Origin of the sequence: Glutamicibacter sp. BW77, assembly GCF_002332285.1 — a bacterium.
Taxonomy (GTDB): domain Bacteria; phylum Actinomycetota; class Actinomycetes; order Actinomycetales; family Micrococcaceae; genus Glutamicibacter; species Glutamicibacter bergerei.
In genome coordinates this window covers 146727-172037 of the sequence record NZ_NRGT01000047.1, presented here as the reverse complement: position 1 = coordinate 172037, position 25311 = coordinate 146727, and the positions used below count along the sequence as shown (strand labels likewise).

The 25311-nt window shown below is 55.6% G+C and carries 22 protein-coding genes and 1 pseudogene; 6 read left to right on the top strand and 17 right to left on the bottom strand.

Translation table 11 applies throughout. The annotated features are described in order from the left end of the window. Positions 1-122 precede the first annotated feature (122 nt). Positions 123-374, bottom strand: a complete 252-nt coding sequence (locus CIK74_RS18495; RefSeq protein WP_141392890.1) for a hypothetical protein — start codon at positions 372-374, stop codon at positions 123-125. A 425-nt stretch (positions 375-799) separates the two neighbouring features. Continuing rightward, entirely contained in the window at positions 800-3535 is a 2736-nt protein-coding gene (locus tag CIK74_RS06265; RefSeq protein WP_240520471.1) for an ornithine decarboxylase, read from the bottom strand. A 387-nt stretch (positions 3536-3922) separates the two neighbouring features. Here CIK74_RS06265 and hutH point away from each other — a divergent pair, with 387 nt between their 5' ends. After that, on the top strand, positions 3923-5467 hold the full coding sequence (gene hutH / locus CIK74_RS06260) for a histidine ammonia-lyase (protein WP_096254912.1): 1545 nt from the start codon (positions 3923-3925) through the stop codon (positions 5465-5467). A 72-nt stretch (positions 5468-5539) separates the two neighbouring features. Beyond that, positions 5540-5962, top strand: a complete 423-nt coding sequence (gene panD, locus CIK74_RS06255) for an aspartate 1-decarboxylase (protein WP_096254911.1) — start codon at positions 5540-5542, stop codon at positions 5960-5962. 3 nt (positions 5963-5965) lie between these two features. Here the strand turns inward: panD and uvrA are convergent, their stop codons facing one another. After that, complete coding sequence (gene uvrA / locus CIK74_RS06250; RefSeq protein WP_096254910.1) at positions 5966-8428, bottom strand: excinuclease ABC subunit UvrA; 2463 nt, start codon at positions 8426-8428, stop codon at positions 5966-5968. Between the two features lie 102 nt (positions 8429-8530). Next, the gene (locus tag CIK74_RS06245) at positions 8531-8896 is read right to left on the bottom strand and encodes a hypothetical protein (protein WP_096254909.1); all 366 of its coding nucleotides are present in this window, start codon (positions 8894-8896) and stop codon (positions 8531-8533) included. A 161-nt stretch (positions 8897-9057) separates the two neighbouring features. Between CIK74_RS06245 and CIK74_RS06240 the strand changes: the two genes are divergently transcribed. Next, a complete protein-coding gene (locus CIK74_RS06240) occupies positions 9058-9558 on the top strand; it encodes a DUF6328 family protein (protein ID WP_096254908.1) in 501 nt (166 codons plus the stop codon). Here CIK74_RS06240 and CIK74_RS06235 read toward each other — a convergent pair. The 7 genes from CIK74_RS06235 to CIK74_RS06205 form a co-directional block, all read right to left on the bottom strand. Continuing rightward, a complete protein-coding gene (locus CIK74_RS06235) occupies positions 9555-10364 on the bottom strand; it encodes an oxygenase MpaB family protein (protein WP_170947768.1) in 810 nt (269 codons plus the stop codon). The two genes, CIK74_RS06240 and CIK74_RS06235, sit on opposite strands and share 4 nt — an antisense overlap. 197 nt (positions 10365-10561) lie before the next feature. Next, positions 10562-10945 (bottom strand): D-ribose pyranase, encoded by a 384-nt coding sequence (gene rbsD, locus CIK74_RS06230; protein WP_096254906.1) that lies wholly within the window; start codon positions 10943-10945, stop codon positions 10562-10564. A 36-nt stretch (positions 10946-10981) separates the two neighbouring features. Next, on the bottom strand, positions 10982-11884 hold the full coding sequence (locus CIK74_RS06225) for a ribokinase (RefSeq protein ID WP_096254905.1): 903 nt from the start codon (positions 11882-11884) through the stop codon (positions 10982-10984). 66 nt (positions 11885-11950) lie between these two features. Next, positions 11951-12889: a substrate-binding domain-containing protein gene (locus CIK74_RS06220; RefSeq protein WP_096254904.1), complete on the bottom strand. Its 939-nt coding sequence runs from the start codon at positions 12887-12889 to the stop codon at positions 11951-11953. A gap of 50 nt (positions 12890-12939) precedes the next feature. Continuing rightward, a complete protein-coding gene (locus CIK74_RS06215; RefSeq protein WP_096254903.1) occupies positions 12940-13908 on the bottom strand; it encodes an ABC transporter permease in 969 nt (322 codons plus the stop codon). After that, the gene (locus CIK74_RS06210) at positions 13908-15422 is read right to left on the bottom strand and encodes a sugar ABC transporter ATP-binding protein (protein ID WP_096254902.1); all 1515 of its coding nucleotides are present in this window, start codon (positions 15420-15422) and stop codon (positions 13908-13910) included. Before CIK74_RS06210 ends, CIK74_RS06215 begins: the two co-directional genes overlap by 1 nt. Next, positions 15419-16498, bottom strand: a complete 1080-nt coding sequence (locus CIK74_RS06205) for a LacI family DNA-binding transcriptional regulator (RefSeq protein ID WP_096254901.1) — start codon at positions 16496-16498, stop codon at positions 15419-15421. Before CIK74_RS06205 ends, CIK74_RS06210 begins: the two co-directional genes overlap by 4 nt. Positions 16499-16724: 226 nt before the next feature. On the opposite strand from CIK74_RS06205, the gene CIK74_RS06200 reads away from it, so the two are divergent. Continuing rightward, complete coding sequence (locus CIK74_RS06200) at positions 16725-17411, top strand: metal-dependent transcriptional regulator (RefSeq protein WP_096254900.1); 687 nt, start codon at positions 16725-16727, stop codon at positions 17409-17411. 236 nt (positions 17412-17647) lie between these two features. On the opposite strand, the gene CIK74_RS06195 is transcribed toward CIK74_RS06200, so the two are convergent. The 6 genes from CIK74_RS06195 to CIK74_RS06170 all read right to left on the bottom strand — a co-directional run bounded on the left by CIK74_RS06195 (position 17648) and on the right by CIK74_RS06170 (position 24600). After that, positions 17648-18523: a metal ABC transporter permease gene (locus CIK74_RS06195; RefSeq protein WP_096254899.1), complete on the bottom strand. Its 876-nt coding sequence runs from the start codon at positions 18521-18523 to the stop codon at positions 17648-17650. Beyond that, a complete protein-coding gene (locus CIK74_RS06190) occupies positions 18520-19260 on the bottom strand; it encodes a metal ABC transporter ATP-binding protein (protein ID WP_096254898.1) in 741 nt (246 codons plus the stop codon). Before CIK74_RS06190 ends, CIK74_RS06195 begins: the two co-directional genes overlap by 4 nt. Further along, the gene (locus CIK74_RS06185; protein ID WP_275542534.1) at positions 19257-20138 is read right to left on the bottom strand and encodes a metal ABC transporter substrate-binding protein; all 882 of its coding nucleotides are present in this window, start codon (positions 20136-20138) and stop codon (positions 19257-19259) included. The genes CIK74_RS06190 and CIK74_RS06185 overlap by 4 nt, the downstream gene beginning before the upstream one ends. 191 nt (positions 20139-20329) lie before the next feature. Beyond that, on the bottom strand, positions 20330-21310 hold the full coding sequence (gene hutG, locus CIK74_RS06180) for a formimidoylglutamase (protein ID WP_096254897.1): 981 nt from the start codon (positions 21308-21310) through the stop codon (positions 20330-20332). A 344-nt stretch (positions 21311-21654) separates the two neighbouring features. Beyond that, positions 21655-23793: an SH3 domain-containing protein gene (locus tag CIK74_RS06175; protein ID WP_096254896.1), complete on the bottom strand. Its 2139-nt coding sequence runs from the start codon at positions 23791-23793 to the stop codon at positions 21655-21657. Between the two features lie 153 nt (positions 23794-23946). Continuing rightward, a complete protein-coding gene (locus CIK74_RS06170) occupies positions 23947-24600 on the bottom strand; it encodes a peptidyl-tRNA hydrolase (protein ID WP_141392888.1) in 654 nt (217 codons plus the stop codon). 96 nt (positions 24601-24696) lie between these two features. On the opposite strand from CIK74_RS06170, the gene CIK74_RS06165 reads away from it, so the two are divergent. Both CIK74_RS06165 and CIK74_RS06160 read left to right on the top strand, forming a co-directional pair. Next, positions 24697-24912, top strand: coding sequence for a hypothetical protein (locus tag CIK74_RS06165; protein WP_141392887.1), 216 nt, complete (start codon positions 24697-24699; stop codon positions 24910-24912). Between the two features lie 155 nt (positions 24913-25067). Then, positions 25068-25289 (top strand): annotated as a pseudogene (locus CIK74_RS06160) (helix-turn-helix domain-containing protein); the annotation flags it as partial. Positions 25290-25311: the final 22 nt, after the last annotated feature.

Genomic DNA, 25311 nt, shown 5'->3' with positions numbered 1-25311 from the left:
TGCCAAGCTCCTGATAGCAGTGACCCGCCGCTTCATTGATCGAAGCGACGGGTCACCGGAGTACAACTAGGTGATCTGAACCTTGGCATGTGAACTGGCCCTATGGGGTGCTTTAGTTCCTATTAGGAACCAGCATCGGTGCCACCATTAAAATGATCTAACCTGCTGGGTCCCGCAATCATTCGGAAAACACCCCAGCACATGAGCATTGTTCCCCAAGCAACGATGATCCATAAAGGATTCATAGCAGGGACCACTCCCATAGGCACCCAAAATATGGCTGCCAAGAACATGATCGCAAACAGGGCACCACCAGTGGCTAATCCCAAGCCTAAGTGGGTATTGAGTTGAGACGCTCCGTGAATCGTAGGCATGGCGTCGCTCCATTTCTGCCCGGGAATCCCGGGATAGAATCGGCTTTCTTCCATTGAACTGACGGCAATGAAACTTGTCCGCCAGTAAAGCGAAGTGGACTGTTGTCTATTCGCCTGTGCTTTTGCGTGATTCCATATTCTGGTCCCTTCCAGAAGACTTTTCGCCCAGTAGCCGGCTACCGCAACAACGTTCTCGCGTATGGCCACTACTTCTCACCATACGCCGGAATTACACTCATGGCGCAGGTTCATACCAAACATTCAGGGGACGGGAAATAATCTCTGCGACCGGTTGTTCCCAGCCACCGGCGCTATCTGATTTGCCATCCAGATTCCTGATAGTTCAAGTACTGAATAGGAACGTGCCAAAGGGAAAATGATGTGGCCAGTGGAGGAGCCTGCAAGCAGACTCCTCCACTGGAGACCTATAGTCGCTTTGCGGCTACACTGGCCAACGCTTCGGAAGTGAAGACCTGATATCCGAAGTCACCGTGGTATCCATGAATCTCGCGAGTATCAAGGACATCCATGTAGTCAAGAATTTCCGTTGAGACTACCTGACCCGGAACCAGCACTGGGAAGCCTGGCGGATATGGTGTCACGAAGGCAGCAGAAACTACTTGTTCCCCACTGTGAATCCGTTGACGGATCTCAGGGGAAAACATGAAGTGCGTGGCCGGGTCTTGATACGTCAGGTAGTAGGCCGAACGCATATCACCACTACCACCACCGCCACTAAATTCGTCGGCGAAGTAGCTGAAGTCAGGCATCGGCACTTCTGTGGCAGGAACCTTCTTGCCGTCACCCATGGCACGCCCATCGAGGCGGCGCGCGTGCTCCAACTCCTCGGCGATCTTCACCAACACTTCAATCAAGTGCGCAACCGCCGAACGATTGGTACCAATGTTTGTCATCAGCAACACCGAGGTACGACTGGTCTTATTCACCTGAATTGAGTGACCATCCATCAGGTAGGTGTGCTTAAAGGTGTCTCCATCGACTCCAGTGCGACTGATATCTAAGGTCAGTCGTGACGGGTCGACAACAAACTCATCCTCGGCCCATGACCGGTCCCAAACTTCCAGCCCGTCGCGTACCGGACTAGCGGTATCACTGCACCGATATTCACCAGGGATTAGCTCTTGAGTATCAAGCACACGGAAGTATTTGCGCAATAGTTTATTGCGTGTCATCGCTCGGACGATTGACTGCGCCAAATCGACCTGTCGCTGCACCAGCGCGTAACCCTCAAGTTCTGCCTGACGTCGTCCAATATCCAAAGACGCGAGGATCTGATAGTTCGGGGACGTAGAGGTGTGAGTCATATAGGCTTCGCGGAACGTATTTCGGTTACGCTCGGCAAAATCCTGATCATGAATATGAATCATCGACCCCTGGCGCAATGAGGTCAGGGTCTTATGCGTCGACTGCGTCGAATAAACTCGCAACCGAGTCTTTGCAGGGTCAGCCAGCAGCCGTGTTTTTATCCAAGCATCGTCATTGGACGGATCATCCAGGGTTCCGGGTTCGGGCAATGCTGCCTGTTGAGCGGCAAAACGCTCGCGGTAGTCTTTGGTCTCGAATGTGGTTCGGATTCGCTCGGCCGCGGCCATACCTGTGCGCTGACGATAAATCGGATGGAAACCAGCAAAAGCGAACCATGCCTCGTCCCAAAGGAAAACTAAGTCAGGCTTGATTGCCAAGCACTCTTCCATGACACGACGTGGATCATAAATAATTCCGTCAAAGGTGCAGTTAGTCAGCGTCAACATTTTGACCTTGTGCAACAAACCTTCACGACGCAGCTGCAGCAGGCGACCCTTGATCTCCTCCAGAGATACTGCCCCATACATCGAGTATTCGTTCAGCGGGTAGGCCTCTAGATAACTGACATTTGCCCCGGCCAGCACCAGCGAATAGTGGTGCGACTTATGGCAGTTTCGGTCAACAAGCACAATATCGCCTGGAGCCAGAATTGACTGGTGGACGATCTTGTTTGCGGTAGAGGTGCCGTTCGTAACGAAATAGGTCCGGTGGCTGTTGAACGCGCGAGCCGCTAGTTCATGAGCTTCCTTGATGGAGCTCTGCGGATCAAGTAATGAATCGAGACCACCAGAGGTGGCCGAGGTTTCAGCCAGCAAAAGGTTTTTCCCGTAAAAATCTACGAGGTCGCGTGCCCACGGCGAATTTTGCACCGAACCCGCACGGGAAATCGGCATCGCGTGGAATACTCCACCCGGACGTTTGGCATAAGCCTGCAAGGCGTGGAAGAAAGGAGTGTTGTACCGTTCCAAAACTTCGGCGATCAATGACAGGTGTAGATCCATGCCATCGTTGCGGGAGAAGATGCGCTTGAAGCGTCCGGTAATCTCGTGCGCAATAGATTCCAGCGCAACCCCGGCGATGAGGTACACCGGGATCTCGGGCCGGAGCAGATCGATGATCGCTTCCAGATCCAAAATCCGGTCGATTTGTCGCATCGTTTTGAAACGTCCGGCGGTATGCCGGGAGACGTACTTGCCTAATGTGGCGCTCAAGCGCCGGCGAGTTTCCAATTCAAAACGGGCGGTGAGCACGACCGCTTGAATTGTCGGATTAATGACGATCGCAGTCAGCGCATCTTCGACGCTAGGAACGACGACAAAACTGTAGACGAAGGAATCGGTTCGTTGGCGTTGTTCCAGCATCTCTGCTTTGAACCGTTCAATCTCGTCCGCCGGCCCATTGTCTACGAGCAGTATTTCAACCTTGGGGGTAAATTTCCGCTGACTGCCGCGGGTCTCATTACCGCGTAACTCGTTGCTCTGCGCGGCGGCTTCGCTTTCCTCGGCGTTAATATCGTGGCCTTCGCCATCAATGTATTGCGTCTGGGTGCGGAAAGACTGATTTGCCTGGTACACCTTGCTCAAGGCATCACGAAAGTGGCCTTCGTTCATCAGGGTTTCAACTTCGTTAAAGTAATCGATTCCCGGTGAGGCCCAGTATGGTTCGATAGCCGAAAGTAGGCTCAGTAGTTGCCTTGCGTCGTGCTCGTGCTGCTCCCCGGCAACCTTGTCGTCGAGGCCTCGAATGATCTCACCCAGGACATATCCGAGGTGCTCCCAAGCATCTTTGCGCTTTCGCCAAGCGGTTTCTGGTGTCGCTGTCACTTGTTGTTTCATTGTGGTCAACCTTGCACTCACGGTTGCCGGTCCTTCGCTCGTTCTTCAATGTTTTGATAACCGATGTGTTGTCAAAACCGCGCCACGTCGTTGTGGCTTGGTCTCCAGAGCCTACGTCAGTCTCCACAGAATTCTGGTATTCGTGAAGACAATTTACGAATTTCACGTAACGACAGGAAGTAAGTTCTTTGAACCAAGAATATATACGAAATGCGACATTTAATTAGTGACCTTTCGATGAATTTTTCCGAAATATACAAAACTAACTAAGAGCTTCACATCCTGTCCGAAATAACAGACAGATTAGGGCGGAGCAAGCGAAATACACGCTGATACTGGCGAAGAATGGACGTTAGAGACAGCTTCACTTACGAACGGAACACCTTCATGAATACCTCGCCTACTTCGGTAACGCTTCATCTGACCAACACGACGGCACAGGACGTCCTACACGTTGCTCGCCATGATATTCAGGTTGATATCTCGGCCGAAGTGAGCGAGAAATTAGCCGAAGTCCGCACACATATTGATGCACTGGCTGCTTCTGAAACTCCGGTTTATGGCATCTCCACTGGTTTTGGCGCTTTAGCTACACGACATATCGCTCCGGCAGACCGCGCCAAGTTACAACGCTCACTGATCCGCTCACATGCCGCAGGCATGGGTGCCCCGGTAGAGCGTGAAGTAGTCCGCGCACTGATGTTCCTCCGCGCGAAGACGCTAGCCAGTGGACGTACCGGGGTGCGCCCGGTAGTGCTTGAAACCATGGTCGCCCTGCTCAACGCGGGGATCACCCCCGTCGTGCGCGAATACGGTTCGCTTGGCTGCTCCGGTGACCTCGCACCACTTTCGCATTGCGCGTTAGTTCTTATGGGTGAGGGTGAAGCGACCGACAAGCACGGAGTAAACCGCCCAGTTCCCGAGCTACTTGCAGAGGCTGGAATCACCCCCTTAGAGCTGGCTGAAAAGGAAGGTCTTGCGCTGGTCAACGGAACCGATGGCATGCTGGGCATGCTCTTGATGGCGTTGGCTGACCTTGATGATCTAGCCGATATCGCAGATGTCAGCGCAGCCATGAGTGTGGAAGCCCAATTCGGTACGGATCAGGTGTTCCGCCCCGAACTTCACGAACCACTGCGTCCACATCCAGGCCAGGCGCTCAGCGCGGCCAACATGTTCGGCGCGCTTCAGGGTTCACAGGTTGTGGCTTCGCACCGCGAAGGTGATGGCCGAGTCCAGGATGCGTATTCATTACGTTGTTCCCCGCAGGTCACCGGCGCTGTGCGAGACACCATCACCCATGCGCGGATGGTGGCGACCCGCGAGCTAGCTGCTGCAATCGACAACCCCGTAGTGCTTCCCTCCGGAGAGGTCTCTTCCAACGGAAACTTCCACGGGGCACCGGTCGCCTACGTCTTGGATTTCTTGGCAATTGCCGTGGCAGACCTTGGCTCTATTGCCGAACGACGCACCGACCGCATGCTTGACCCAGCACGTTCACGAGATCTTCCTGCCTTCCTTGCCGATGATCCTGGAGTGGACTCCGGAATGATGATCGCGCAGTACACACAGGCCGGCCTAGTGGCAGAAAATAAGCGTCTGGCTGTACCTGCCAGCGTTGATTCCATTCCCTCCTCGGCAATGCAGGAAGATCATGTGTCCCTCGGGTGGCATGCAGCACGCAAGCTACGCACCGCGGTGGATAACCTGCGCCGCGTATTGACTATCGAATTAGTCGTTGCTTCCCGCGCCTTAGACCTGCGAAAGCCACTCACTCCGGCACCGATCACAGGTGCCGTCCACGAGGTAATCCGCAGCAAAGTAGCCGGCCCTGGCGAGGACCGTTTCCTCTCCGCTGAGCTGGAGGCAGCCTACGAACTGCTGGCCGACGGGACCGTAATTTCGGCGTTACATCACGCGCAGGGCAAGTAGTTCACAGAAGGTTTGCCGTGCTAAGTAGTATGCTGGCACGGCAAACCTTCTTGAAGATTGGGAACTCGTTCCATGCAACGCACCATGTTTAAGTCCAAAATCCACCGCGCAACCGTCACCCAGGCTGACTTGCACTACGTCGGCTCCATCACGATCGATTCTGATCTGTTGGCAGCCTCGGATATTTTGCCTGGTGAGCTAGTCAGCATCGTGGACGTTACCAATGGTGCACGGTTGGAAACCTACACTATTGCCGGTGAGCCTGGCAGCGGTGTCATCGGAATCAACGGCGCAGCCGCACACCTAGTGCACCCCGGAGACTTGGTGATCATCATCAGCTACGCGCAGATGCAAGACGCTGAAGCCCGCGCGTACGTGCCAAGCGTGGTCCATGTTGATGACGAGAATAGAATGATCCATCTCGGTGATGATCCCGCCGAGGCTGTCGCTGCGGGAGTTCACACCCCGCCCTTTGCACAGCTTCGCAATAGCTAATTATTATTGTTCTCCGGCCAGTCGACGCGCAAGAAATTCCGCGGTTCGGCTGGCCGGATTCTGTGCGACCTGCTGTGGGGTTCCCGTAGCGACAATTTGTCCACCGCCATCTCCGCCGGCTGGACCCAAATCGATGACCCAGTCGCTGGCTGCCACCACATCCATATGATGTTCCACCACTATCACCGTATTTCCTTGATCTACGAGTTGGTGTAGCTGAGCGACCAATAGTTGAACATCTGCTGGGTGCAGTCCGGTGGTTGGCTCGTCGAGCAGATACAGCGTGTGGCCACGTCGTTGGCGTTGTAACTCGGTAGCCAGTTTGATGCGCTGCGCCTCGCCACCGGACATCTCTGTAGCTGGCTGTCCAAGTTTCAGATATCCCAACCCAACCTCACGCAGGGTCGCTAGTGCCCGGGCCGCAGCAGGTATATCAGCTAAGAATTCTTCTGCTTGAGTCACGCTCAATTCAAGAATTTCAGCAATGTTCTTTCCTTGATACTCCACTTCCAAGGTCTGTTCGTTGTAACGAGTACCGTGGCACCGCGGACAAGGGCCGTAGGTTCCGGGCAAGAAAAGTAGTTCAATTTCCAGGAATCCTTCGCCCAAACAATTCTCGCAGCGTCCGCCGGTTACGTTGAAGGAGAAGCGTCCGGCACCGTAGCCACGCTTGTGAGCTAAGGGTTGCTCTGCAAAGGTCTTTCGAACCGCGTCGAAGAGTCCGGTATAGGTGGCCACATTTGAGCGCGGCGTACGTCCGATAGGTTTCTGGTCCATCAGCACCACACGGTTAATCTGGTCGGCACCATGCACTTGGCTAATTACCGCTCGCACCATCGAGTCTTCGGATTCCTCGGCCTCCCCCAGCGATTTCCCACCTGCGGCTTGGGCCAGTGCAACCGAAACAAGACTCGATTTTCCAGACCCAGAAACTCCTGTCACCGAGCTAAAGACTCCCAAGGGGAACTTCGCATCCACATTTTTCAGGTTATGTAGCTTGACTCCATGCAGTTCCACCCAATCACTGGCGGTTCGTAGTTTCCGCGTTGGGGCAGGTTTAGGGGTCAGGAACTGACGCGTCACCGAGCTTTCTACCTGCGCAAGGCCGGAGACTTCTCCACTATAAAGTACCTGTCCTCCCCCACTACCTGCGCCGGGACCCACATCCACAATCCATTCGGCACGGGTCACCACATCCATATTGTGTTCCACAACAAAGACGGTGTTCCCTTCGGCCTTTAGCGCATCAAGCACCTCGATCAGTGGTTGCACGTCTGCCGGATGCAGCCCGGCAGAGGGTTCGTCGAGCACGTAAATTACACCGAACAGGCCGGCGCGTAGTTGCGTGGCGATGCGAAGTCTTTGCATCTCCCCCGGCGATAGCGTTGGGGTGTTGCGGTCAAGGCTCAGATAACCTAGGCCAAGTTCCAGAAGCACCTGAATTCTGGCCGAAAGGTCGGTGCTAATTGTGCTGATGACATCGGCTTGCGCTTGGCCTTCGGAGTCTATGGCAAAGGGGCGCAACAACTGGGCTAAGGATTGCAATGAACGTGAGTTGAACTCGGCAATGTTCAAACCCGCAAAAAGTACCTTTAATGAGTCATTGCGAAATCCCGTTCCGCTGCACTGAACGCAGTCCTGTGAAATCATAAAGGCCAATGCTTTGGTTCGCAGGTTTTCGCTCTTGGAGGTGGCCACGGTATGGCGCACGTAGCGTTCGGCACTCCAAAAACGCCCCTTGTAGGGCTTGGCTACGCGGTCCCGCTCGGGTGTCACCTCAACCACCGGCTGTTCCTCGGTGAACAGTAACCAATCGCGAGTTTTCTTGCTGAGGTTCTCAAATGGCACATCGATGTCGTAGCCAAGATGCGTAGTGATGTCACGTAGATTTTTGCCTTGCCAGGCTCCTGGCCATGCGGCAATCGCGCCCTCGCGGATGCTCAAGGTCGGGTCAGGAACTAGCGAACGTTCGCTGACCGAATGCACTGTGCCAACACCGTGGCATTCGGGGCAAGCACCTACCGCCGTGTTCCGGGAGAATGAGTCCGATTCAAGTCTGCTGGCCCCGTCGGGATAGGTTCCGGCGCGAGAGAACAACATTCGCACCGAGTTAGATAGCGTGGTTAATGTACCCACGCTGGAGCGTGAACTAGCGGAACCTCGGCGTTGCTGTAAGGCCACGGCAGGCGGAAGCCCGGAAATAAACTCAACCTTTGGGCTGTGCCCCTGAGCGATCAGACGTCGTGCATAGGGTGCGACCGATTCGAGAAAACGCCTCTGGGATTCGGCAAAGATGGTGCCGAAAGCGAGCGAAGACTTGCCTGAACCCGAGACCCCGGTGAAAGCAACAATGGCATCGCGCGGGATGCGCACCTCAACATTGTCTAGATTGTTTTCGTTCGCCCCACGTACGTGAATAAATCCGTCGTGCTTTGCCGTGTTCAAGTGCGGTGCAATGCTCTCCATCTTTCCCACAGTACGCGCCGTGGGCGCTGCGGCTCAATTTCAACGACGCCGCTCAGGTATTCCCATGGTTTCGGCAACGCATAATTGATGGCACAAGTCCGCTCAGTCCTCATCCCAGCAATCTTCGTCCGGGCAGCCTTGCCATGTTTTAGAAAAGTATCCAACGATGTCCAGTCCGATGCCCAGCGGGTAGCTGTCAGCTACCGACTCGTGAACGCGCTGTGCGGATTCATTCAGCACCAAATGGAAAAACCGGCACACCGATTCGTAGTTCCACACTTCCATGGTCAGTTCTACAAGTTCGTGATGCGAGATTGAGTCTTGTGCCTTGATCCCGAGTTCTTCGGCAAATCCCGTCACGATGTCTAAGGTCAGCGGATGGTCCTTGCCGCAATCACACCACGACAATCCCTTGTCCGGCATAGTCCAAACATCGGGTTTGATATGTGGTTCCAGATTCATGTTCATAAATTTCGCCTAGCTACTTCCTCTTGGGATGTCTCAAGATATACAGAGCCACCGACATTTTGGATAGAGATTCGTGATGCTCTTGGCAGTCGTCAGGGACATTGGCATAGTTAGTGTTCCAGAACCGTTGACTCCGGCAGCGGAGATAGTCGAGGAGAACCATGATCAACAAGCGTTCCCACCCCGATACCAGTGACGGTGCCCCACACCGGCAATGGAACGAGCTACTGCAAGAAATGCGTGTGATGCAGACCGGTGTGCAGATTCTCGCTGCATTCCTGGTGGTACTGCCTTTTCAAGCGCGATTTGAAATGCTCAGCCACAACGACGAGATTGTCTACATCATCTTGCTGGTGGCTGCGACCCTACTCATCTTGTTACTGATTACTCCGGTAGCCGTGCACCGTTATTTCTTTGGACAACGCCTCAAAGAGCAAACAGTGGCCTTGGGTCATATCGTGTTGAAGATTGTAGGACTAGGTGTGGGACTGCTGGTCTCGGGCTGTGTTTGGTTCGTCCTACAGGTGCTTTTTGGTTGGCAAACGAGTGCTTGGATTGGTGGTCCGTTAATCGTGGTGACACTATTCTTGTTGCTGGCGTTGCCACGAATCCTGATTCCTAACCATGCGAAGGATCGAGAGCAGCAGACTGCTGACGACTAACTCATCCGGTCAACATGGCGCAGCATCAATCTCATCGGCGCCTGTCTGAGAAACTTGGGCAGGACGCGGGTAGCTACGCGAACGAACGAGACAGTTCGCCGGTTACGCTTGCGCACCTTTTCGGTAACTACGTATCCGAATTCTTCGCGCACCTTCGGTGGGAGCTGAGCTATGGTCACTTCACGCATGAGCGGCAATCCCGCACGGATCCACCATGGGGCGTTAGTTCCAGCAAAGAGTTCCTCAGCCAGCGCACGAATCTGCTCGCTCACGACAAGGTTCTCCAGCGTGCGGTCGAAGTAGTTGTCAAAGGCGCGCAGATTCTCCGGCCAGAAATGCTCCGGCATCTGTAACGCATCCCCTAGCCGGGCGTACTGCCGATAGAGATCTTCCTCGTCCTGTGGCCCAGCATTGGGAAGAACTTGCCCGGCAATCATCCGTGCGGAGTCATAAAGCGTCGCCGCAACCCATAACTGCAACTTAGGGTCCAGTGCCGAGTAAGCCGGGGCTCCTTGCTCCACATCTCGACTGCCTCGTACCGATGCGTGGGCGGAGTCGACGTAGTCAACAATGGTTCGTTGTTGTTCTTCGGTGCCATTGCTCAAGGCATAAATGTAGCCGAGCGTATGAACCAGACGACTGAGCGGATTCATGGCAAAGTCCGAATGGTTGGCAATAGCCAAGCCAATCTGCGGGTGCGCAAGCTGTAATAGAATGGCACGCCCGGCACCGAGCAATAGTCCCGCCTCGGGCGCGATACGTGAAAACAGTTCCCTGTCCTGGGCTCCGCGCTCGTCTTGTTCCATATTCACCATTCTAAGAGCCAGCGGCCTTGAACTGGTTGCCCATCCCAGGATCATGGGCAGGACTGAAGTGTGCTGCTCATGTTCTGAGAATGATCATCGTTGCAGCCCTTCGCGCACGGTGTTACCTTCCCAAATGCTCCTTCTGGCAAGCAAAAAGCCGGCACCGACGCACTGTCGATACCGGCTTGGGCTTGGTCTTAGAAAGCTACCCCGCAGTGCAGGATCACGTTGGCGAAGGGAGTTGACTCCCCGGTGCGCACGATAACCTTCGCGTTGGGCAATTCGGCTTTGAGCTGTTCATGGGTGATGAATTGTGGCTCAAGTCCGTAGGACGCACATAGCTGCAGGACCGTCCCCTCTTTGGCTTCGCTAGCCAGCGTGCTGGCCTCGATCACCAAATTGCGGCTGAGTACATCCAGTACCTGCTCAAAACTGAGCAGTCCTTGAACCAGTGCTAAATCGATGACTGTGGGACCTGCAGGAAGTGGTAAACCGCAATCGGCGATAACCACCGTGTCGGTGTGCCCCAGCTTGGCCAATGCGCCAAGTAGTGGGGCGTTGAGAATTTCGGATTTCAGCACGAATGCTTCCTTAGGTCTTGCTTGAAAAGTTCTGTCTTAGAGTGCATCTAGTGAACGCGGGTAGGACGCTTGAGCGCCATGTGCCTGTACGGTCAGCGCCGCGAACTTTCCAGCGAAATCTGCTGCTTGTGCCAGAGTGTCACCGTGAGCCAGCCGGGCTGCGACCGCACCGGTAAATGCGTCGCCTGCACCGGTGGTGTCCAATGCCTTGACCTTCACCGCTGAAAGCTGCTGCATTTCAGTGCCCTGTTCAACCACCAAACAGCCGTTGGCACCCAAGGTGATCACCAACGAGGCTAGACCATGGGCCATGAGCTTCTCGGCAATCACCGGCTCGGCTTCGGTCGACATAGTTTCGCTGCCATCGAGCTGTTGCAAGATGAGCGCCGCTTCGTGTTCGTTGACCACCAGCGGGTTGGCTTTGAGCAGGTAATCGCGGTCCAGTTCGATCACCGGTGCCAGGTTGAGCACCACCTTATCGGTGGCCAGATCCATGGCGGTCTTGATGCCCGAGGCAGGGATTTCACCTTGCAGCACCACAATGCCGTGCAGTGTACCGGCGGCGTTGACTACCTCAGCGGTGACCGTGGAGTTAGCCCCGGACACCACGGCGATGGAGTTTTCCGCGCCGGAATCCACCTGGATGATCGCTACGCCGGTAGGTTGGCGCGAAGTTGAGACGCGATCCAGCTTCACGCCTGCTTCTTCAAGCTGGCCTAGCGCGATCTTCGCGTGCGAATCTTCGCCTACTGCACCGATAAATTCGGTGCGGGCTCCTGCTAATTGCGCGGCCAGGGCCTGATTTGCCCCTTTGCCGCCGGGCGAAAGCTGGTAGGAATCGGCCAACACGGTTTCACCCGGGCCAGGCAGGCGGTTCATCAACGCGGTGATGTCCACATTGCTCGAACCAACGATAGTGACTTGGATGTTGTCCGTCATGATTATTCCTTAGCTTGATATAGCTCAGTTGAGCTCTCGCCCGGCGAAATGAGGTACTACAGGTACTTACTTGGTGACGTAGTCAGCGACATTGTCGGTATTGACGGTGTCAACGGCAACCTGGACTACTTCCTCAACGGCTTCATCCTTCATGGCCTTAGCCAAGATCTGAACCGACTGCTTGCCTAGCTCGGCCGGGTTCTGCGCGATGGTGGCGACCAAGGTGCCGGCCTCTACTGCCTTGAAGCCATCTTCGGTACCGTCGAAGCCTACAACCTTGACGTCCTTGCCAGCCTTGGCGCCCAGTGCCTGGATAGCGCCCAGAGCCATTTCGTCATTCATAGCCAGTACGCCGGTGGCGTCTGGGTTGGACTGCATCAGGTTGGTCACTACGTCCAGTGCCTCGGCACGGTCGAAGTTAGCGGTCTGGCTGGAGACCACCTTGATGTCGCCGAATTCTTTCAGGCCCTTGGTGAAGCCTTCGCCACGCTCGTTGGTTGCCGAAGCACCAGGTACACCCTCAAGGATGATGATCTTGCCCTTGCCGCCCAGCGACTCTGCTAGTGCCTTGGCTGCCTGCTCGCCACCAGCAACGTTGTCCGAAGCAACAAATGAAGCGACCTTGGTGTCGCCTACCGAACGGTCAACTGCGACGATTGGCAGTTCAGCCGAAACGATGGGAGCCAGGCCAGCTTCGGCGGTTTCGGTATCTACTGCGTTGATGATGACGCCTTCGGTGCCATCGGTGGCGGCGGTTGCCAGCTGGTTAGCCTGGCTGGCCGAGTCGTTCTGCGCGTCAACAACGGACAGGTCGATGCCCAGTTCGGCGGCTTCTGCCTGTGCGCCGTCACGCAGGTCAACGAAGAATGGGTTGTTCAGCGTGGACACTGCCAAGGTGGCCTTGGCACCCTCGGCAGCTGCCTCGCCACGGCCACAGGCGCTGGCGCCAAAGACCAGTGCTAGACCGAGGGTCAGTGCGGTGCTCTTACGAACGATGTTTTTCATTGGGTTCTCCCTTGAACTAAATGGTGTCAGAAACGGTGATACAAAAACTTTTAGTGGCGCACGTTCTTGCGACGCAGCACGTCGAAGCCCACGGCGATCGCGATAACCAAGCCGATAACTACCTGCTGCCAGAAGGCGCTGACCGAGAGCAGGTTCAGGCCGTTGCGGATCACCGCAAGGACCAGCGCACCGATGAGCGTTCCGGAAATACGACCCACACCGCCAGAAAGCGAAGCGCCGCCGATAACAACCGCCGCAATGGCGTCCAGCTCGTAACCGCTGGCCAAGGTTGGCTGTGCCGAATCCAGACGGCCCGCAAGGATCATGCCGGACAGTGCGGCGAAGATACCGGAAATAACAAACACGGTCACCAGTACGCGCTTGACCGGAATACCCGAAAGACGTGCCGCTTCGGTGTTGCCGCCTACGGCGAAGGCATTCTTGCCGATGATGGTGCGGTTCAGCACGAACGCTGCGATGAGCCCGGAGACAATCAGAATCAGGATGGGCACCGGCATGAAGCCCAGGTCCCCGCCCAGCCAGGACACCGAATCGCCGGTGGCGATGGGCCGTCCGTCGGAGATGACCAGGGTCAGTCCGCGCACAATGGTGAGCATTGCCAGCGAGGCAATGAAGGTGGGCAGTTTGCCGTAGGCGCTCATGGCACCGGTGACCCAGCCGCACAGCCCGCCGATGGCCAGGCCAACCACGATCGACAGTACGTCGGGCAGCCCCGCGGTGGTGACCCAGTAGGAAGAGGTCATCGCGGAGATCGCAGCAATGGAACCGACCGAAAGGTCGATACCGGCGGCGACGATCACGAAGGTCATGCCGAAGGCCATCACCGCGATGGTGGAGACCTGGATGCCGATATTCATCAGGTTCGGCCCGGTCAGAAAGCGCGGGGTTGCGATGAACATGGCAAGGCAGAGAACAACCAGGCCGACGAGGGCACCGTTGTTTGCAAGGAATGCCTTGAAGTCAAAGCCCTTCTTGGGTGTAGTGGCTACGCTGCTCATTACTTCTTTTCCATTTCATCTTCGCGGTGCACATTGCTCACGGCCAGGGCCATGATGCTGTCTTGAGTGGCTTCATTGGTGGCTAGTTCTCCGGCGATCCGGCCCTGGCTCATCACCAGGACGCGGTCGGACATACCCAGCACTTCGGGCAGTTCGCTGGAGGCCATCAGTACGCAGCCTCCGGCGGCGGTGATCTCATTGATCAATTCGTAGATTTCTACCTTGGCCCCGACGTCTACGCCGCGGGTCGGTTCATCGAGCAAGAGCACTTTGGCCCCGGCGGAGAACCAGCGTCCGAAGACTGCCTTCTGCTGGTTGCCTCCGGAGAGCGAACGGATCGGCTGGTCGATGTTCCCCATGCGGATGCGCAGACGCGCGGCGACCTTTTCGGCGCGCTCGCGCTGGCCCTTGCGGTCTACCAGTCCGGCTTTGGCAGTGGATGCCATGGTGGCGTAGCCGATGTTCTCGGCAACCGAGGCATCAAGGACCAGTCCCTGGGTTTTGCGGTCTTCAGGCACATGTCCCAAACCTGCACGGGTGGCCGCAGCAACGTCATTGCGCGGCAGTTTTTTGCCGGCAACCTTCACGGTGCCCGAAGTGTATTTATCCGCTCCGGCGATCGCACGGATCAGTTCGGTACGCCCAGCACCCATCAATCCGGCCAGTGCCACGACCTCGCCAGGACGAACCGAGAGCGAAATATCCTGCAGCGCTCCGACGCTGAGATTTTCCACGCTCAGCAGGTTCTGCTCGCCGGGAACGGAAGCTTGGCGCGGGAACTGCGCGTCGATGTCACGGCCCACCATCAGGCGCACCAATTCGTTCTCGGGGGTGTCTGCCGGGACGGTGGCAATGAACTTTCCATCACGCAGCACGTTGACGAAGTCGCCAATGGCAGCAATTTCATCGAGGTGGTGGCTGATGAAGACCATGCCCACGCCCTTGGTCTTGAGCTGGTTGACGACCTCGAAGAGACCTGCAATCTCGGCGTTGGTCAAGGCGGCAGTTGGTTCATCAAGGATGAGTACGCGGGCGTCCAAGGACAGTGCCTTGGCGATCTCCACTAACTGTTGCTGGGCTAGCCCTAGGTCACCTACTGGGGTGTTGACATCAAGATTCAAGCCCAGCTGGTCCAGTGCTTCGCGGGCAATGCGGCGCATCTCTCGGCGGTTGATAATGCCAAAGCGACGCGGTACACGGCCTAAGGTGATGTTTTCAGCGATAGTCATCGAGGGAACGAGGTTTAGTTCCTGGTGGATGGTGGCGATGCCCAGGGCTTCGGAAGCCTTAGTATCTGGGATCTGCACTTCCTTGCCGTCCATCAAAATGCGTCCGGAATCGGCGCTGTGCACTCCGGCGATCATCTTGATCAAGGTGGATTTGCCTGCACCATTTTCGCCGAGCAGCACCGACACCTTACCGGCGTGGACCTCGACGGTAACCTCATCGATTACCTGGACGGGGCCGAACGACTTGCAGACCCGGTCAAGGACCAGTAGAGCGTCGTTGCTCATGGGCGCACCTTTCCTTCCATCACTTGTGTTGCTTTGGCTGACGCCACCGAGGGGCGCAGCGTAAATTTGCTAATTAGTTCTTCGGGTTCCGGTTTCTGACCGGCCATCACTTCACGCAGGGCTTGAACCGCCATTTTTCCCATCTGGCTCAGGTCATGACCGATAGTGGCAATTGGCGGATCATGGATGAGCATCGCATCGACCTCGTCGAAGGTAATCACCGACAGGTCAGAGCCAACTCTTACCCCCAGTTCGCGCCAGACGCGAAGCGCTCCAATGGCCATCGGTGCATCCGCAACGATTATGGCGCTAGGTTTTGCTGGGTTTTCCAGAAGCCATTTAGCTGCCAGCGCGCCGGAGGCAGGCTGGAAGTCACCGACAAAGTGCAATGCTTCATCGGCATGCAGCCCGTTGTTCGCCAGTGCGGTTTCGAAGGCGCTATACCGTTCAAGGGCGGTGGAGGCGTGCTTTGGTCCGCCAACAAAGGCAATGTTTTGGTGGCCCAGGGATTGTAGTGTGGCTACCGCTTCATCCAACGCTTGGGCGCTGTTGGCGGTGATGGCTGGAACCTGAACGCTAGGCAGTGCCCGGTCAACGAAGATAGTGGGAATGCCGCTGGAAAGCACGCGATTCATCATTTCGCTGGGCTGGTTTGATTCTTCATTCAACCCCTGCGGCACAATGACCAGTCCGTCCACACGGCGTGAAAGCATGGTGGCCAAAAAATCATCTTGTTGTGCGGCATCTTCGTTGGCATTACCAATGAAGGTCATCAGTCCGGCGGCGCGCGCATGCTGTTCCACCGCATGGGCCAGGTCTGAGAAGTAGGGGTTACGCACGTCAGAGATCAACAGTGCGATGGAATCTGTTTTGGTGGAGCGCAGTGAGCGGGCCTGCGCGTTGGGCATGAAGCCCAATTCTTTCGCGGCACTTTCAACCTTGGCGCGGGAATCTGGCGAGGTCGCCGGGTGACCTGAAAGGACGCGCGAAGCGGTGGCAACAGATACTCCTGCTGCGCTGGCAACGTCCTTGATGGTGACGGCGTTCATGGCCAATAAGCTCCCTTGCTTACTCATGTAAACGATTCCATGGAATCGTTTACACAGTCTTCCCTAACAAGTTTTTCAAGTCAAGACGGCGCCCGTGACTCGACGCCAGGGCTTCGTGAGACCTGGGAAAAACGAGTCAATGACTTGTGATTTTTTAGCCAAACCAGACTAGGTCACCGAATAACTCAGATTTATTCGCGATGCGCAGTTCAAGCCTTCGGCGTGCACAGCACAGTTGACTATGATTAGTGATGTGTCGGTAACTCAACTTTCAGATAGCGCGCAGAACTACCTCAAGATCATTTTTAGTCTCAACGAATGGTCTGATGAGGCGGTGTCCCCTACCGTGATCGCAGAAAAGGCCGGGGTCAAACTTTCCACCGTCTCCGGGGCCATGTCTAAACTGCGCCAACAAGGATTGCTGAACCACGCTCCCTATGGCGCGGTTTCGCTGACCGCTTTGGGCCGCGAGTATGCGGTCACCATGGTGCGCCGGCACCGGCTGATCGAGACTTTTCTCGTCCAGATGCTCGGATACCGCTGGGATCAGGTGCACGAAGAGGCCGAACAGCTTGAGCATGCGGTGTCCGACTTCATGGTTCAACGAATCGACGAGTTACTCGGTTATCCAACCCGGGACCCGCATGGAGATCCTATCCCCACCGCAGAAGGTGCGATTTCATTTCCCGCTGCGACCTTGCTTGCCCAGGCAAAGCCGGGGCAAAAGGTCAGGGTCGAGCGAATCTCCGATGCGGATTCGGAACTACTTCAGTACTTTTCGGAAAACGGCATTATCGTCGGCGCGCAATTAAACATCGCGACAGGTGAACCATTTTCCGACACCTTAGAGGTCACCGCGAATGGCGAGCCGACGGTGATCCGTCTAGGCGCGCGAGCCACCGAAGCGGTCTGGGTTTCGCCCCTAGACTCCACCGACTAATCCGAGGAGAATAAGCGCACATCGGTAGGGAGTGAACAATGTTTGGGGTACGAACTTACGACTCGATCAATAAGGTCGAAATCATCAACACCATGCGTTTGGAAGCTTTCCCTGTGCGTTCTGCAGCAGTCTCAAAACTCTGTCGGCGCTCAGCGCGGTTTGCATCGCTAGCTCGTAGGAGCATGCGGAAAACAAGTTTACGTCGGCACGCTCACAAGCTGCGCGAGTAGCTCGACTTATCCTGCGTGCTGCAAGTTCTTGCGTCGTCTGCGCACCGCGAACCGATGCGCAACTAACCCTTGGCGTGGGCTAAACAGGTAGATCAGTACAAAGATCGCCCCTTGCGAAAGCACCACCATACCTCCGGTAGAAGCATCCAGATAGTAGCTGACGTACACGCCGATAATTCCAGCCAGTGCCGCCAAGGCCGGAGAAATCACCAGCATCTTGCCGAAGCTGTTTGTCAGCAGATAAGCGCTCGCACCCGGAATGATCAGCATCGCTACCACCAAGATGACACCCACCGCCTGCAACGCCACCACCGAAGTCATGGCAAGCAACCCTAAAAGGACCGCCCCGATCATTCGCGGGTTCATGCCCAGTGCGTGAGCGTGGGTTGAGTCAAAAGCGTAGAGCGTGAAATCTTTGCGTTTGAGGATCAGAATCAGGAAGGTCACCGCGCCTAGGATGATGACCTGCCACAGGTCCGCAGCGGACACCCCGAGCAGATTTCCAAAGATAATGTGGTTCAAATCTAAGTGACTTGGGGTCACTGAGATCAGCACCAGCCCAAAGGAAAATAAGGTGGTAAACACGATTCCAATAGCCGCATCCTCTTTCAGCCTAGAGGTATCGCGTACTCCCCCAATCAATGCAACCGCCAAGAAACCAAAAACTAGGGCGCCCAAGGCAAATGGTGCGCCGACAATATATGCGAGCACCACCCCGGGCAATACCGCATGGGACACCGCATCACCCATCAGCGACCAGCCGATGAGCACAAGCCAGCAGGAGAGCACCGCACACAGTATCGCAGCGATTACGGTGACGGCGAGCGCGCGCACCATAAAGGTATAACCCAGTGGCTCGGCCAATAATTCGAAGAGGTTCATGCGTCTTCGCCTCGGTTCATAGGATCCAGCCCGGAGGCCATGGCTAGGTTCTCTGGTTGCAGAACCAACTGTGGATCTCCTTGCATCAGTACCTTGCGCATCAAAAGTATTGCTTGATCCGCTAAATTTGGCAGCGCATGAAGATCATGCGTCGAAATCAATACGCTTCCGCCCTGGTCCGCTACTTCCCGCAGGAGCTTGGTAATTGTTGCTTCGCTTCTCTTGTCTACCCCGGCGAATGGCTCATCGAGCAACATGATGTTCGCTTCTTGGGCGATACAGCGAGCTACAAAGGCGCGTTTCTTTTGCCCGCCGGAGAGCTGACCGATCTGTCGTGAAGCCTGTTCGGTGAGTTCAACTCGGGCTAGTGCTTGCTCTACCGCCTCATGGTCCGCCTTCCGCGGGCGTCTGGTGAATCCCATATGCCCGTAGCGTCCGGTCATCACTACTTCGCGCACCGAAATCGGGAAGTCCCAGTCCACGGCCTCGTTTTGTGGAACGTAACCGATAGCCCCTGATTTACGCGCCTGCAGTGGATTAGTGCCGTTGACTAATACGCTGCCGGTGTCGGGTTTAACCAGCCCCATAATGGTTTTGAAGAGTGTCGATTTTCCGGATCCGTTCATTCCAACCAGTCCGCAAACAGATCCACGCTCCAGTTGAATCGATGCCTTATCCAGGGCGAGCAACGAGCCATAGTGAACTGTCGCATTGGCGACATCGATGGCGAGCGTCATGGCATTTCTCCTCTTAAGGCGCGGGTAATAGTTTGAGCGTCGTGGGTGATCAGGTCCAGGTAGGTTGGCACCGGCCCGTCCGGTTCGGACAGGGAATCAACGTAGAGTGTTCCGCCGTAGTACGCATCGGTGGATTCGACGACTCGTTGCATGGCTGCATCCGAAACAGTCGATTCGCAGAAGACCGCAGGAACCTGATGTTCTCGCACGTAGTCAATGGCTGCGGCAACCTTACGCGGGGTGGCCATTGACTCTGCGTTCACTGCCCAAAGGTATTTCTCACGCAAGCCAACATCCCTGGCCAGATAACTGAAGGCTCCTTCGCAGGAAACCAGCACCCGCTGGTTTTCGGGTACTTTTGCTAGGTCAGCCACCAGTGAGTCCTGAACCGCCTGCAATTTACGCTTATAAGTGGCGGCATTTCCCCTGAAATCATCGGCATGCTCTGGATCTAGCTCGCTGAACGCCTTGGCCATCGTATCGACATAAGTTTGGACGTTCAGCGGGCTCATCCAAGCGTGCGGGTTGGGTTTTCCGTCACCGGCACCCCCGGTGATGCTGATGGGCTTGACTCGGTCACTGACGGTGACATGCGGCGCCGGGTTATCGTGCACAAATTGTTCAAACCATGCTTCCAGATTCATCCCGTTATCAAGGATGAGATCCGCATGGGAGGCCCTTCGCAAATCTTCCGGGGTTGGTTCATAACCATGAATTTCCGCCCCGCGTTTAGTCACCGACTCCACACGCAGGTGTTCCCCTGCCACGTTTTGTGCAATATCGGCCAGCACCGTGAAGGTTGTCAGCACCACCGGACGTTCGTCCTGAGGTGCCACCGTCTCAGGTTGGCGCGAAGCGCTGCAACCGCTGAGGATCAGTGCTACTGCGCAAGCCAGCGCCAGAACGCGACGATGCGTTGTTCTGGTCCGTGGACCTTTTGCTGCTTGCACCGTTGCTCACACCATTTCACTTTGACTGCCCGCGAGAAATCCGCTTTCACACAGCATAATGTTTGAGGGGTCAAACATTCAAAGTTGATGTCACAATCAGCGCGAAATAAGTGCGCCTCCTAAACGCCGATCAACGTATTGATTAGCCTGGCAGCGGTACGCGCGGTACGCGCATCGATGTCAAAGCTTGGATTCAGTTCCACCACGTCAACAAGTCCAAGCTTCCCGCTGTCCGCAACATAACGGCACACCGCATGAATTACTTCTAAGGGCACGCCGTAAGCCGCCGGCGCGCTGACCCCTGGGGCCGTTGCCGCTGGCAAAACATCAAGGTCAATGGTCAGGTACAGCTGGTCAACAGAACCCAAGAACTCACGAACAAACTCAATGACCGCTTCCAGGTTCCCCGCGCCGCATTGCTCATCGACTAGGTACCGGACCCCGAGAGCATGAGCCTGGTCAAATAACACCCGGGTGTTATTTGGTTCGCTGATCCCAATGACTGCGTATCTAAAATCGCGTCCCGCCGCTTGCATGTCATTGGCGATATCTTTGAACGGCGTGCCACTGCTCCGACGCGGTGCGCTACGCAGGTCAAAATGAGCGTCCAAGTTCAAGATTCCAATGCGCGTATCGGGGTGTTCTCGAAAATGATCAAAGAGTCCGCTAAACGATCCGTAAGCGGTCTCGTGCCCTCCGCCAAGCACTACCGGCATCGTGCCGGCGTTCAGCAACCCCGACACCGCCTGGGCCAGTCGAACCTGGCCCGATTCGAGTTCGTCACCGAGCACCACGATGTCGCCCGCATCATGCACGGCACGTGGCTGATGGATTGCTAATGAGCTTAAGGCTGTTCTCAACGCCTGCGGGCCACTAGCCGCGCCTGTTCGTCCTTGGTTTCTCAAAACTCCCGCGTCCGAAGCAAAACCAAGCAGTGCTACCGGCCGCGAAGTGGAATGCTCCTCGGAAGGAGCGAACCGATCGGAATTTACATGCTGGTGCCAGCGAAGATGCTCGGCCCCTTCTCCGTCTAGGCGGCCACCCCATTCTGCGGCCGGCCGATCTACCTGAATTCCCAGATGTGACGCATTATTCCCCATGTCACCAGCTGACCAGATCCGCGGCTAGCTAACCAGTACATTGAGCCAACTTAGTCCGAGATTTCGGACTGTTGGTCTCTGGTCGCGAAAATACCGTTAGATACTATCGAGCTCGCCGCGAGCAAAATCGCGGAAGGCAAGGTTTTGATACAACTGCTCCCCACGATTGGTCCTGATGATCAACTAGGGCGTTAATCCCAGTGCACGACTGGCACCACGGTTATTCCGGACACCACGGCGGGCGCGCAAAGGGTTAATTTTACCGGAGTGCGTCATCCGAGGTGTTGTGACAACTACTGTTCACGCAGCTACTTGCCCAGTCCGGGCCGGCGCACCAATTCGCTCTAATTTAGCCTCCCATCAGAACCAGAATCACCATTGACCTCAACATGAATATGATCCATATGCTTGGTGGTGTCATTCCAATTATTGGTGAACTGGGTACCGTATTTACCCGAGGCGGAATATTCGTTCCAACCTGAGCCGGGCAACCATATTTGGTCTTGCCAGATGAGGTAATACACCCCGAGCTGTTCCCGGTTATCGAGCAAGAACTGGGCTATCTTGTCGCCCTGAGCAATACGAGTTTTGTTCTTGTAGTCTCGGATCATCAAGTCAACGGCCTTACCTGCGCTGTGCCCCACCGAACCGCTCCTGATGGTGTGGATATTGCTCACGGTGTCACCGAAACGATGATCTATTGCCTTGAGAACGCGTTGCGCATCGGGTTGCAGACTCACTGGCGCTTTAGTCGCGAGATATTTGGCGCTGACCCATCCGGTGCCTTGAGAAGATTTGATCTGGGACCAGCCGTTGCTCATCTTGAGGAAGGTGACCTTCTCGCCCATTGGCACTACACCTAGGCTTCGGTGCTCAACACCACCGCCTGCTCGTAGATTCACGTTCGCCGTAGTCCAACGAAATACCTGCTGCTTATCGGGAACCGGTGCTTGAGGTTGATTGGACGTCACGTAGGTAGAGCTGACCCACCCGACACCTTGCGTAGTGGTGACGCGAGTCCACCCGTTAGCTGTTCCGTGTGCGGTTACTTGCTGGTTCTTAGGAACAACACCGAGGGACCTGAACGACGTCGAACTGCCTTCGCGTAAGTTCACGTTTGTAGTTGCCCAGCGTTTAACGTTATTCAGTGGCAAGTAGGTCTTGTCGATCAGTGTAGTGCTCGGCACCCAGCCGATAACCTGTCCAGTTTTGATCTTTGACCAAGAGCCACTGCTGCGATAGAACCCTACTTTGCTACCGGGACGAATCGTCCCTAAAGATTTCGCTTTCGACGAGGTGGAGGCTCGGACCGCTACCGAGCTTATGGCCCACCGGTTGCCTTTCAACACGTCGTTCACGGGTTTGTTCGCCGAGAGATCCTTCGAAGAAATCCAGCCGAGGCCCTTCGATGTTTTGACGCGGGACCACCCATTTGAGGTGCCGTACAAAGTCACTTTTTCGCGTGCGGACACCGAGGCCTTTTTGCCCGTGGTGCTAGAAGCTCCGGAACGCAGGGTTGTATTCTTCACGACCCACCGTGGGGTGGCGGGGATTGCTTTGAATGCTCTGCTTGTCAGATTTGCTGTCGGGACCCATCCGGTGCCGCGAGTTGTTCGCACCTTGCTCCACGAACCCTTGGTGAGAAACAGACCCAGTTTTTCTCCGGCTCGAACTGTGCCCAAAGATTTAGTCTTGTTCCAGTTGCCCTCGCGAAGCACCGTGTCCGCGATGAGCCAGCGAGATCCGATGATCTTGGCGTTTACAGGCTTCGTATTACTGAGCTGTGCAGCCGAGATCCAACCCTTTGTCCCCGACACCGAGACATGTGCCCAGCTACCAGAAGTGCGGAACCATTCAACCTTGGCGCCAGAAGCGACATTTGCCAATTTCTTCGATTTGCTCGAGTTCTTCTGGAAAAGCGGCTGCTTGGATTTCGAGTATTTGTAGACAGCCGCCGGCATCGCCGAGGATAGCTGATTTGTGGGAACAAATCCGATGCTTCGACCAACCTTGATGCGCGTCCATGATCCGGAAGAGCCAAGACGTTGAACCTTAGTTTTACGGATGACCCCGGTTAGCGAGGTAGACGCTGCCGCGGGCTTCTGCCGTAACGACTGGAACGATTTTAGGTAGCGATAGACCACGGTCTTTGGCGTCGGCTTCGTCTGAGCCTTGACTGGTGTCAATTGTTTAGCCGGGACCCACCCGGTTTTGCTCTTGTAACTGACTTGGTCCCAACCGGAGCTACTTCGCGAAACGCTGAGTGTGGTGTTCTTGGGAATCACCAACACTGAGGCAGCCTTAGTTGACGGCGTCTTGCGCATCGTCAATTTTGAGTTGGTCTTCTTGGTAATCTTAGCTTTCGCCGCGGAACTTACCAGTGCGGTTCCTTGAGCAGGTTGTGGGGCCGCCACCGCCGGTGTGCCAAGTCCGAGAGTCAAAATAACTGCAAGTCCAAGACTCAGGACACGGTTAACGCGCATATCTTTATTCACTCTCGCGACTAGGCCTTTACGCCATTTCTTGATGGCTCACCAAAATGAACAGCCCTAGGCTGTGGTGCTTGTTCTGCTACCGCCAAAAAGAATCATGACACAAAAATGGTCAGCTAGGTGTAAACGTACTTCTTCAACATTTTATGAGTCGGTACAGTGCACGAATGCCGTGGTGGACCCAGGTTCAATTTCGGTGCGTCCAGCGTCTTGAATCACTGGGCCTGAAGCCTTCGCGCGCAGCTTGTCGAACTCGGCGCGCGGTAGTTGTTTGATCCCCACCGGGGCATGCGATTTCAACCAGTTTTCAATGAGTTCTGGCTGTGCTTCGGTCAGCCAGGCAAAAAGGGCATGAGCAGCTTGCGCTGCGGCTTTGCCCGTGGACATCTCCAAGGATTTATTGAGCACAATATTCACGTGCGCTACCAGCACTTCGTCACTTTTCGGGAGCTCAGTTCCGGAAACCTGAAGCTTAGCGATCAGCTTGGGTAGATCAGCCGCGGGCAAGGGTGGCAGCCCCACGGCCTGCGCTTTACCAACTTCGCTAATCATTTGCTCGGGGAAGAGTTCTAGCACTTTGGCGAACATCTTCGGATTAGCCCGGCGCACGGATTTTGCGAACGCTTGGCTGGCCCAGACCTGCCATTCGTCGTTTTGTGGGTCCTGCAGGTAAGCGATCACCGCCGCGCGGGCTACCGCCGAAATTCCCTCGTCCTCGGTGGACGGGTCTTCCTTATCGATCCGCAAGATGATGGGCTGCACTAATTCGTCTGGTTGTCTTTCAGTATGCTCACTCACCAGTCCATTCTAGATGCGGCGCTCTCGACATGCAGCGTTCCAGAGTTCTCTCCAACCTCACCATTTGGCGCACGGACGGTCAGGCACCGGTTTTGAATGCCGATACCACTATTCCAGCATGATCATCCGCGAGTGGTCGATGCAGTGCTTGCGAGCGGCAAGGCTTACAAGCAGGCCGGCGACTTGATTGGCGTGAATGCTTTCGCGGATCAGATGGCTCAGAAATATTTGGCGGAGGGCCCCAAGTTTGTGAACGTCGGTGCCGAAGTGTCGATTCTGGCTCGAAACACCGAAACACTGGCAGCAAAGTAGTTACTTCCGGCGCCGCTTCACCTATGGTCAGTGCGACGGTTAGGGGCGCCCTAGGGAGTTCATAGCAATCAGCCGCTTCGGTGTACGAACCTTGTAGGAGAACAATGACTTCTTAAGGTCCAAAATCGCGTGACGCACGCACCGCGGTAGACAAGGCAGTGGTCCTACTGCGCGTTTTCGGCGAGGAAGCCTCCACTGGCGTTGGGGTCAGCGAATTAGCTCACCGCGCCGAGTTTTCGGGATCTACCGCATTCCGGATCCTGATATCCCTGCGATTAAATGGTGTCGTGGACCGCGCTGGCAACGCTTACCGACTCGGCAAGCGGATCCAACTTCCGGGGACAAATTCAAGGAAACTTGGCAGACCTCATTTTTAGTACCTGGAATTCTAGGACGTAG

Coding starts and splice junctions, on each gene's coding strand:
- CIK74_RS18495 (WP_141392890.1), bottom strand. CDS start 374: ATGCCTACGATTCACGGAGCGTCTCAACTCAATACCCACTTAGGCTTG.
- CIK74_RS06265 (WP_240520471.1), bottom strand. CDS start 3,535: ATGAAACAACAAGTGACAGCGACACCAGAAACCGCTTGGCGAAAGCGC.
- hutH (WP_096254912.1), top strand. CDS start 3,923: ATGAATACCTCGCCTACTTCGGTAACGCTTCATCTGACCAACACGACG.
- panD (WP_096254911.1), top strand. CDS start 5,540: ATGCAACGCACCATGTTTAAGTCCAAAATCCACCGCGCAACCGTCACC.
- uvrA (WP_096254910.1), bottom strand. CDS start 8,428: ATGGAGAGCATTGCACCGCACTTGAACACGGCAAAGCACGACGGATTT.
- CIK74_RS06245 (WP_096254909.1), bottom strand. CDS start 8,896: ATGAACATGAATCTGGAACCACATATCAAACCCGATGTTTGGACTATG.
- CIK74_RS06240 (WP_096254908.1), top strand. CDS start 9,058: ATGATCAACAAGCGTTCCCACCCCGATACCAGTGACGGTGCCCCACAC.
- CIK74_RS06235 (WP_170947768.1), bottom strand. CDS start 10,364: ATGGAACAAGACGAGCGCGGAGCCCAGGACAGGGAACTGTTTTCACGT.
- CIK74_RS06225 (WP_096254905.1), bottom strand. CDS start 11,884: ATGACGGACAACATCCAAGTCACTATCGTTGGTTCGAGCAATGTGGAC.
- CIK74_RS06220 (WP_096254904.1), bottom strand. CDS start 12,889: ATGAAAAACATCGTTCGTAAGAGCACCGCACTGACCCTCGGTCTAGCA.
- CIK74_RS06215 (WP_096254903.1), bottom strand. CDS start 13,908: ATGAGCAGCGTAGCCACTACACCCAAGAAGGGCTTTGACTTCAAGGCA.
- CIK74_RS06210 (WP_096254902.1), bottom strand. CDS start 15,422: ATGAGCAACGACGCTCTACTGGTCCTTGACCGGGTCTGCAAGTCGTTC.
- CIK74_RS06205 (WP_096254901.1), bottom strand. CDS start 16,498: ATGAGTAAGCAAGGGAGCTTATTGGCCATGAACGCCGTCACCATCAAG.
- CIK74_RS06195 (WP_096254899.1), bottom strand. CDS start 18,523: ATGAACCTCTTCGAATTATTGGCCGAGCCACTGGGTTATACCTTTATG.
- CIK74_RS06190 (WP_096254898.1), bottom strand. CDS start 19,260: ATGACGCTCGCCATCGATGTCGCCAATGCGACAGTTCACTATGGCTCG.
- hutG (WP_096254897.1), bottom strand. CDS start 21,310: ATGGGGAATAATGCGTCACATCTGGGAATTCAGGTAGATCGGCCGGCC.
- CIK74_RS06175 (WP_096254896.1), bottom strand. CDS start 23,793: ATGCGCGTTAACCGTGTCCTGAGTCTTGGACTTGCAGTTATTTTGACT.
- CIK74_RS06165 (WP_141392887.1), top strand. CDS start 24,697: ATGCCGATACCACTATTCCAGCATGATCATCCGCGAGTGGTCGATGCA.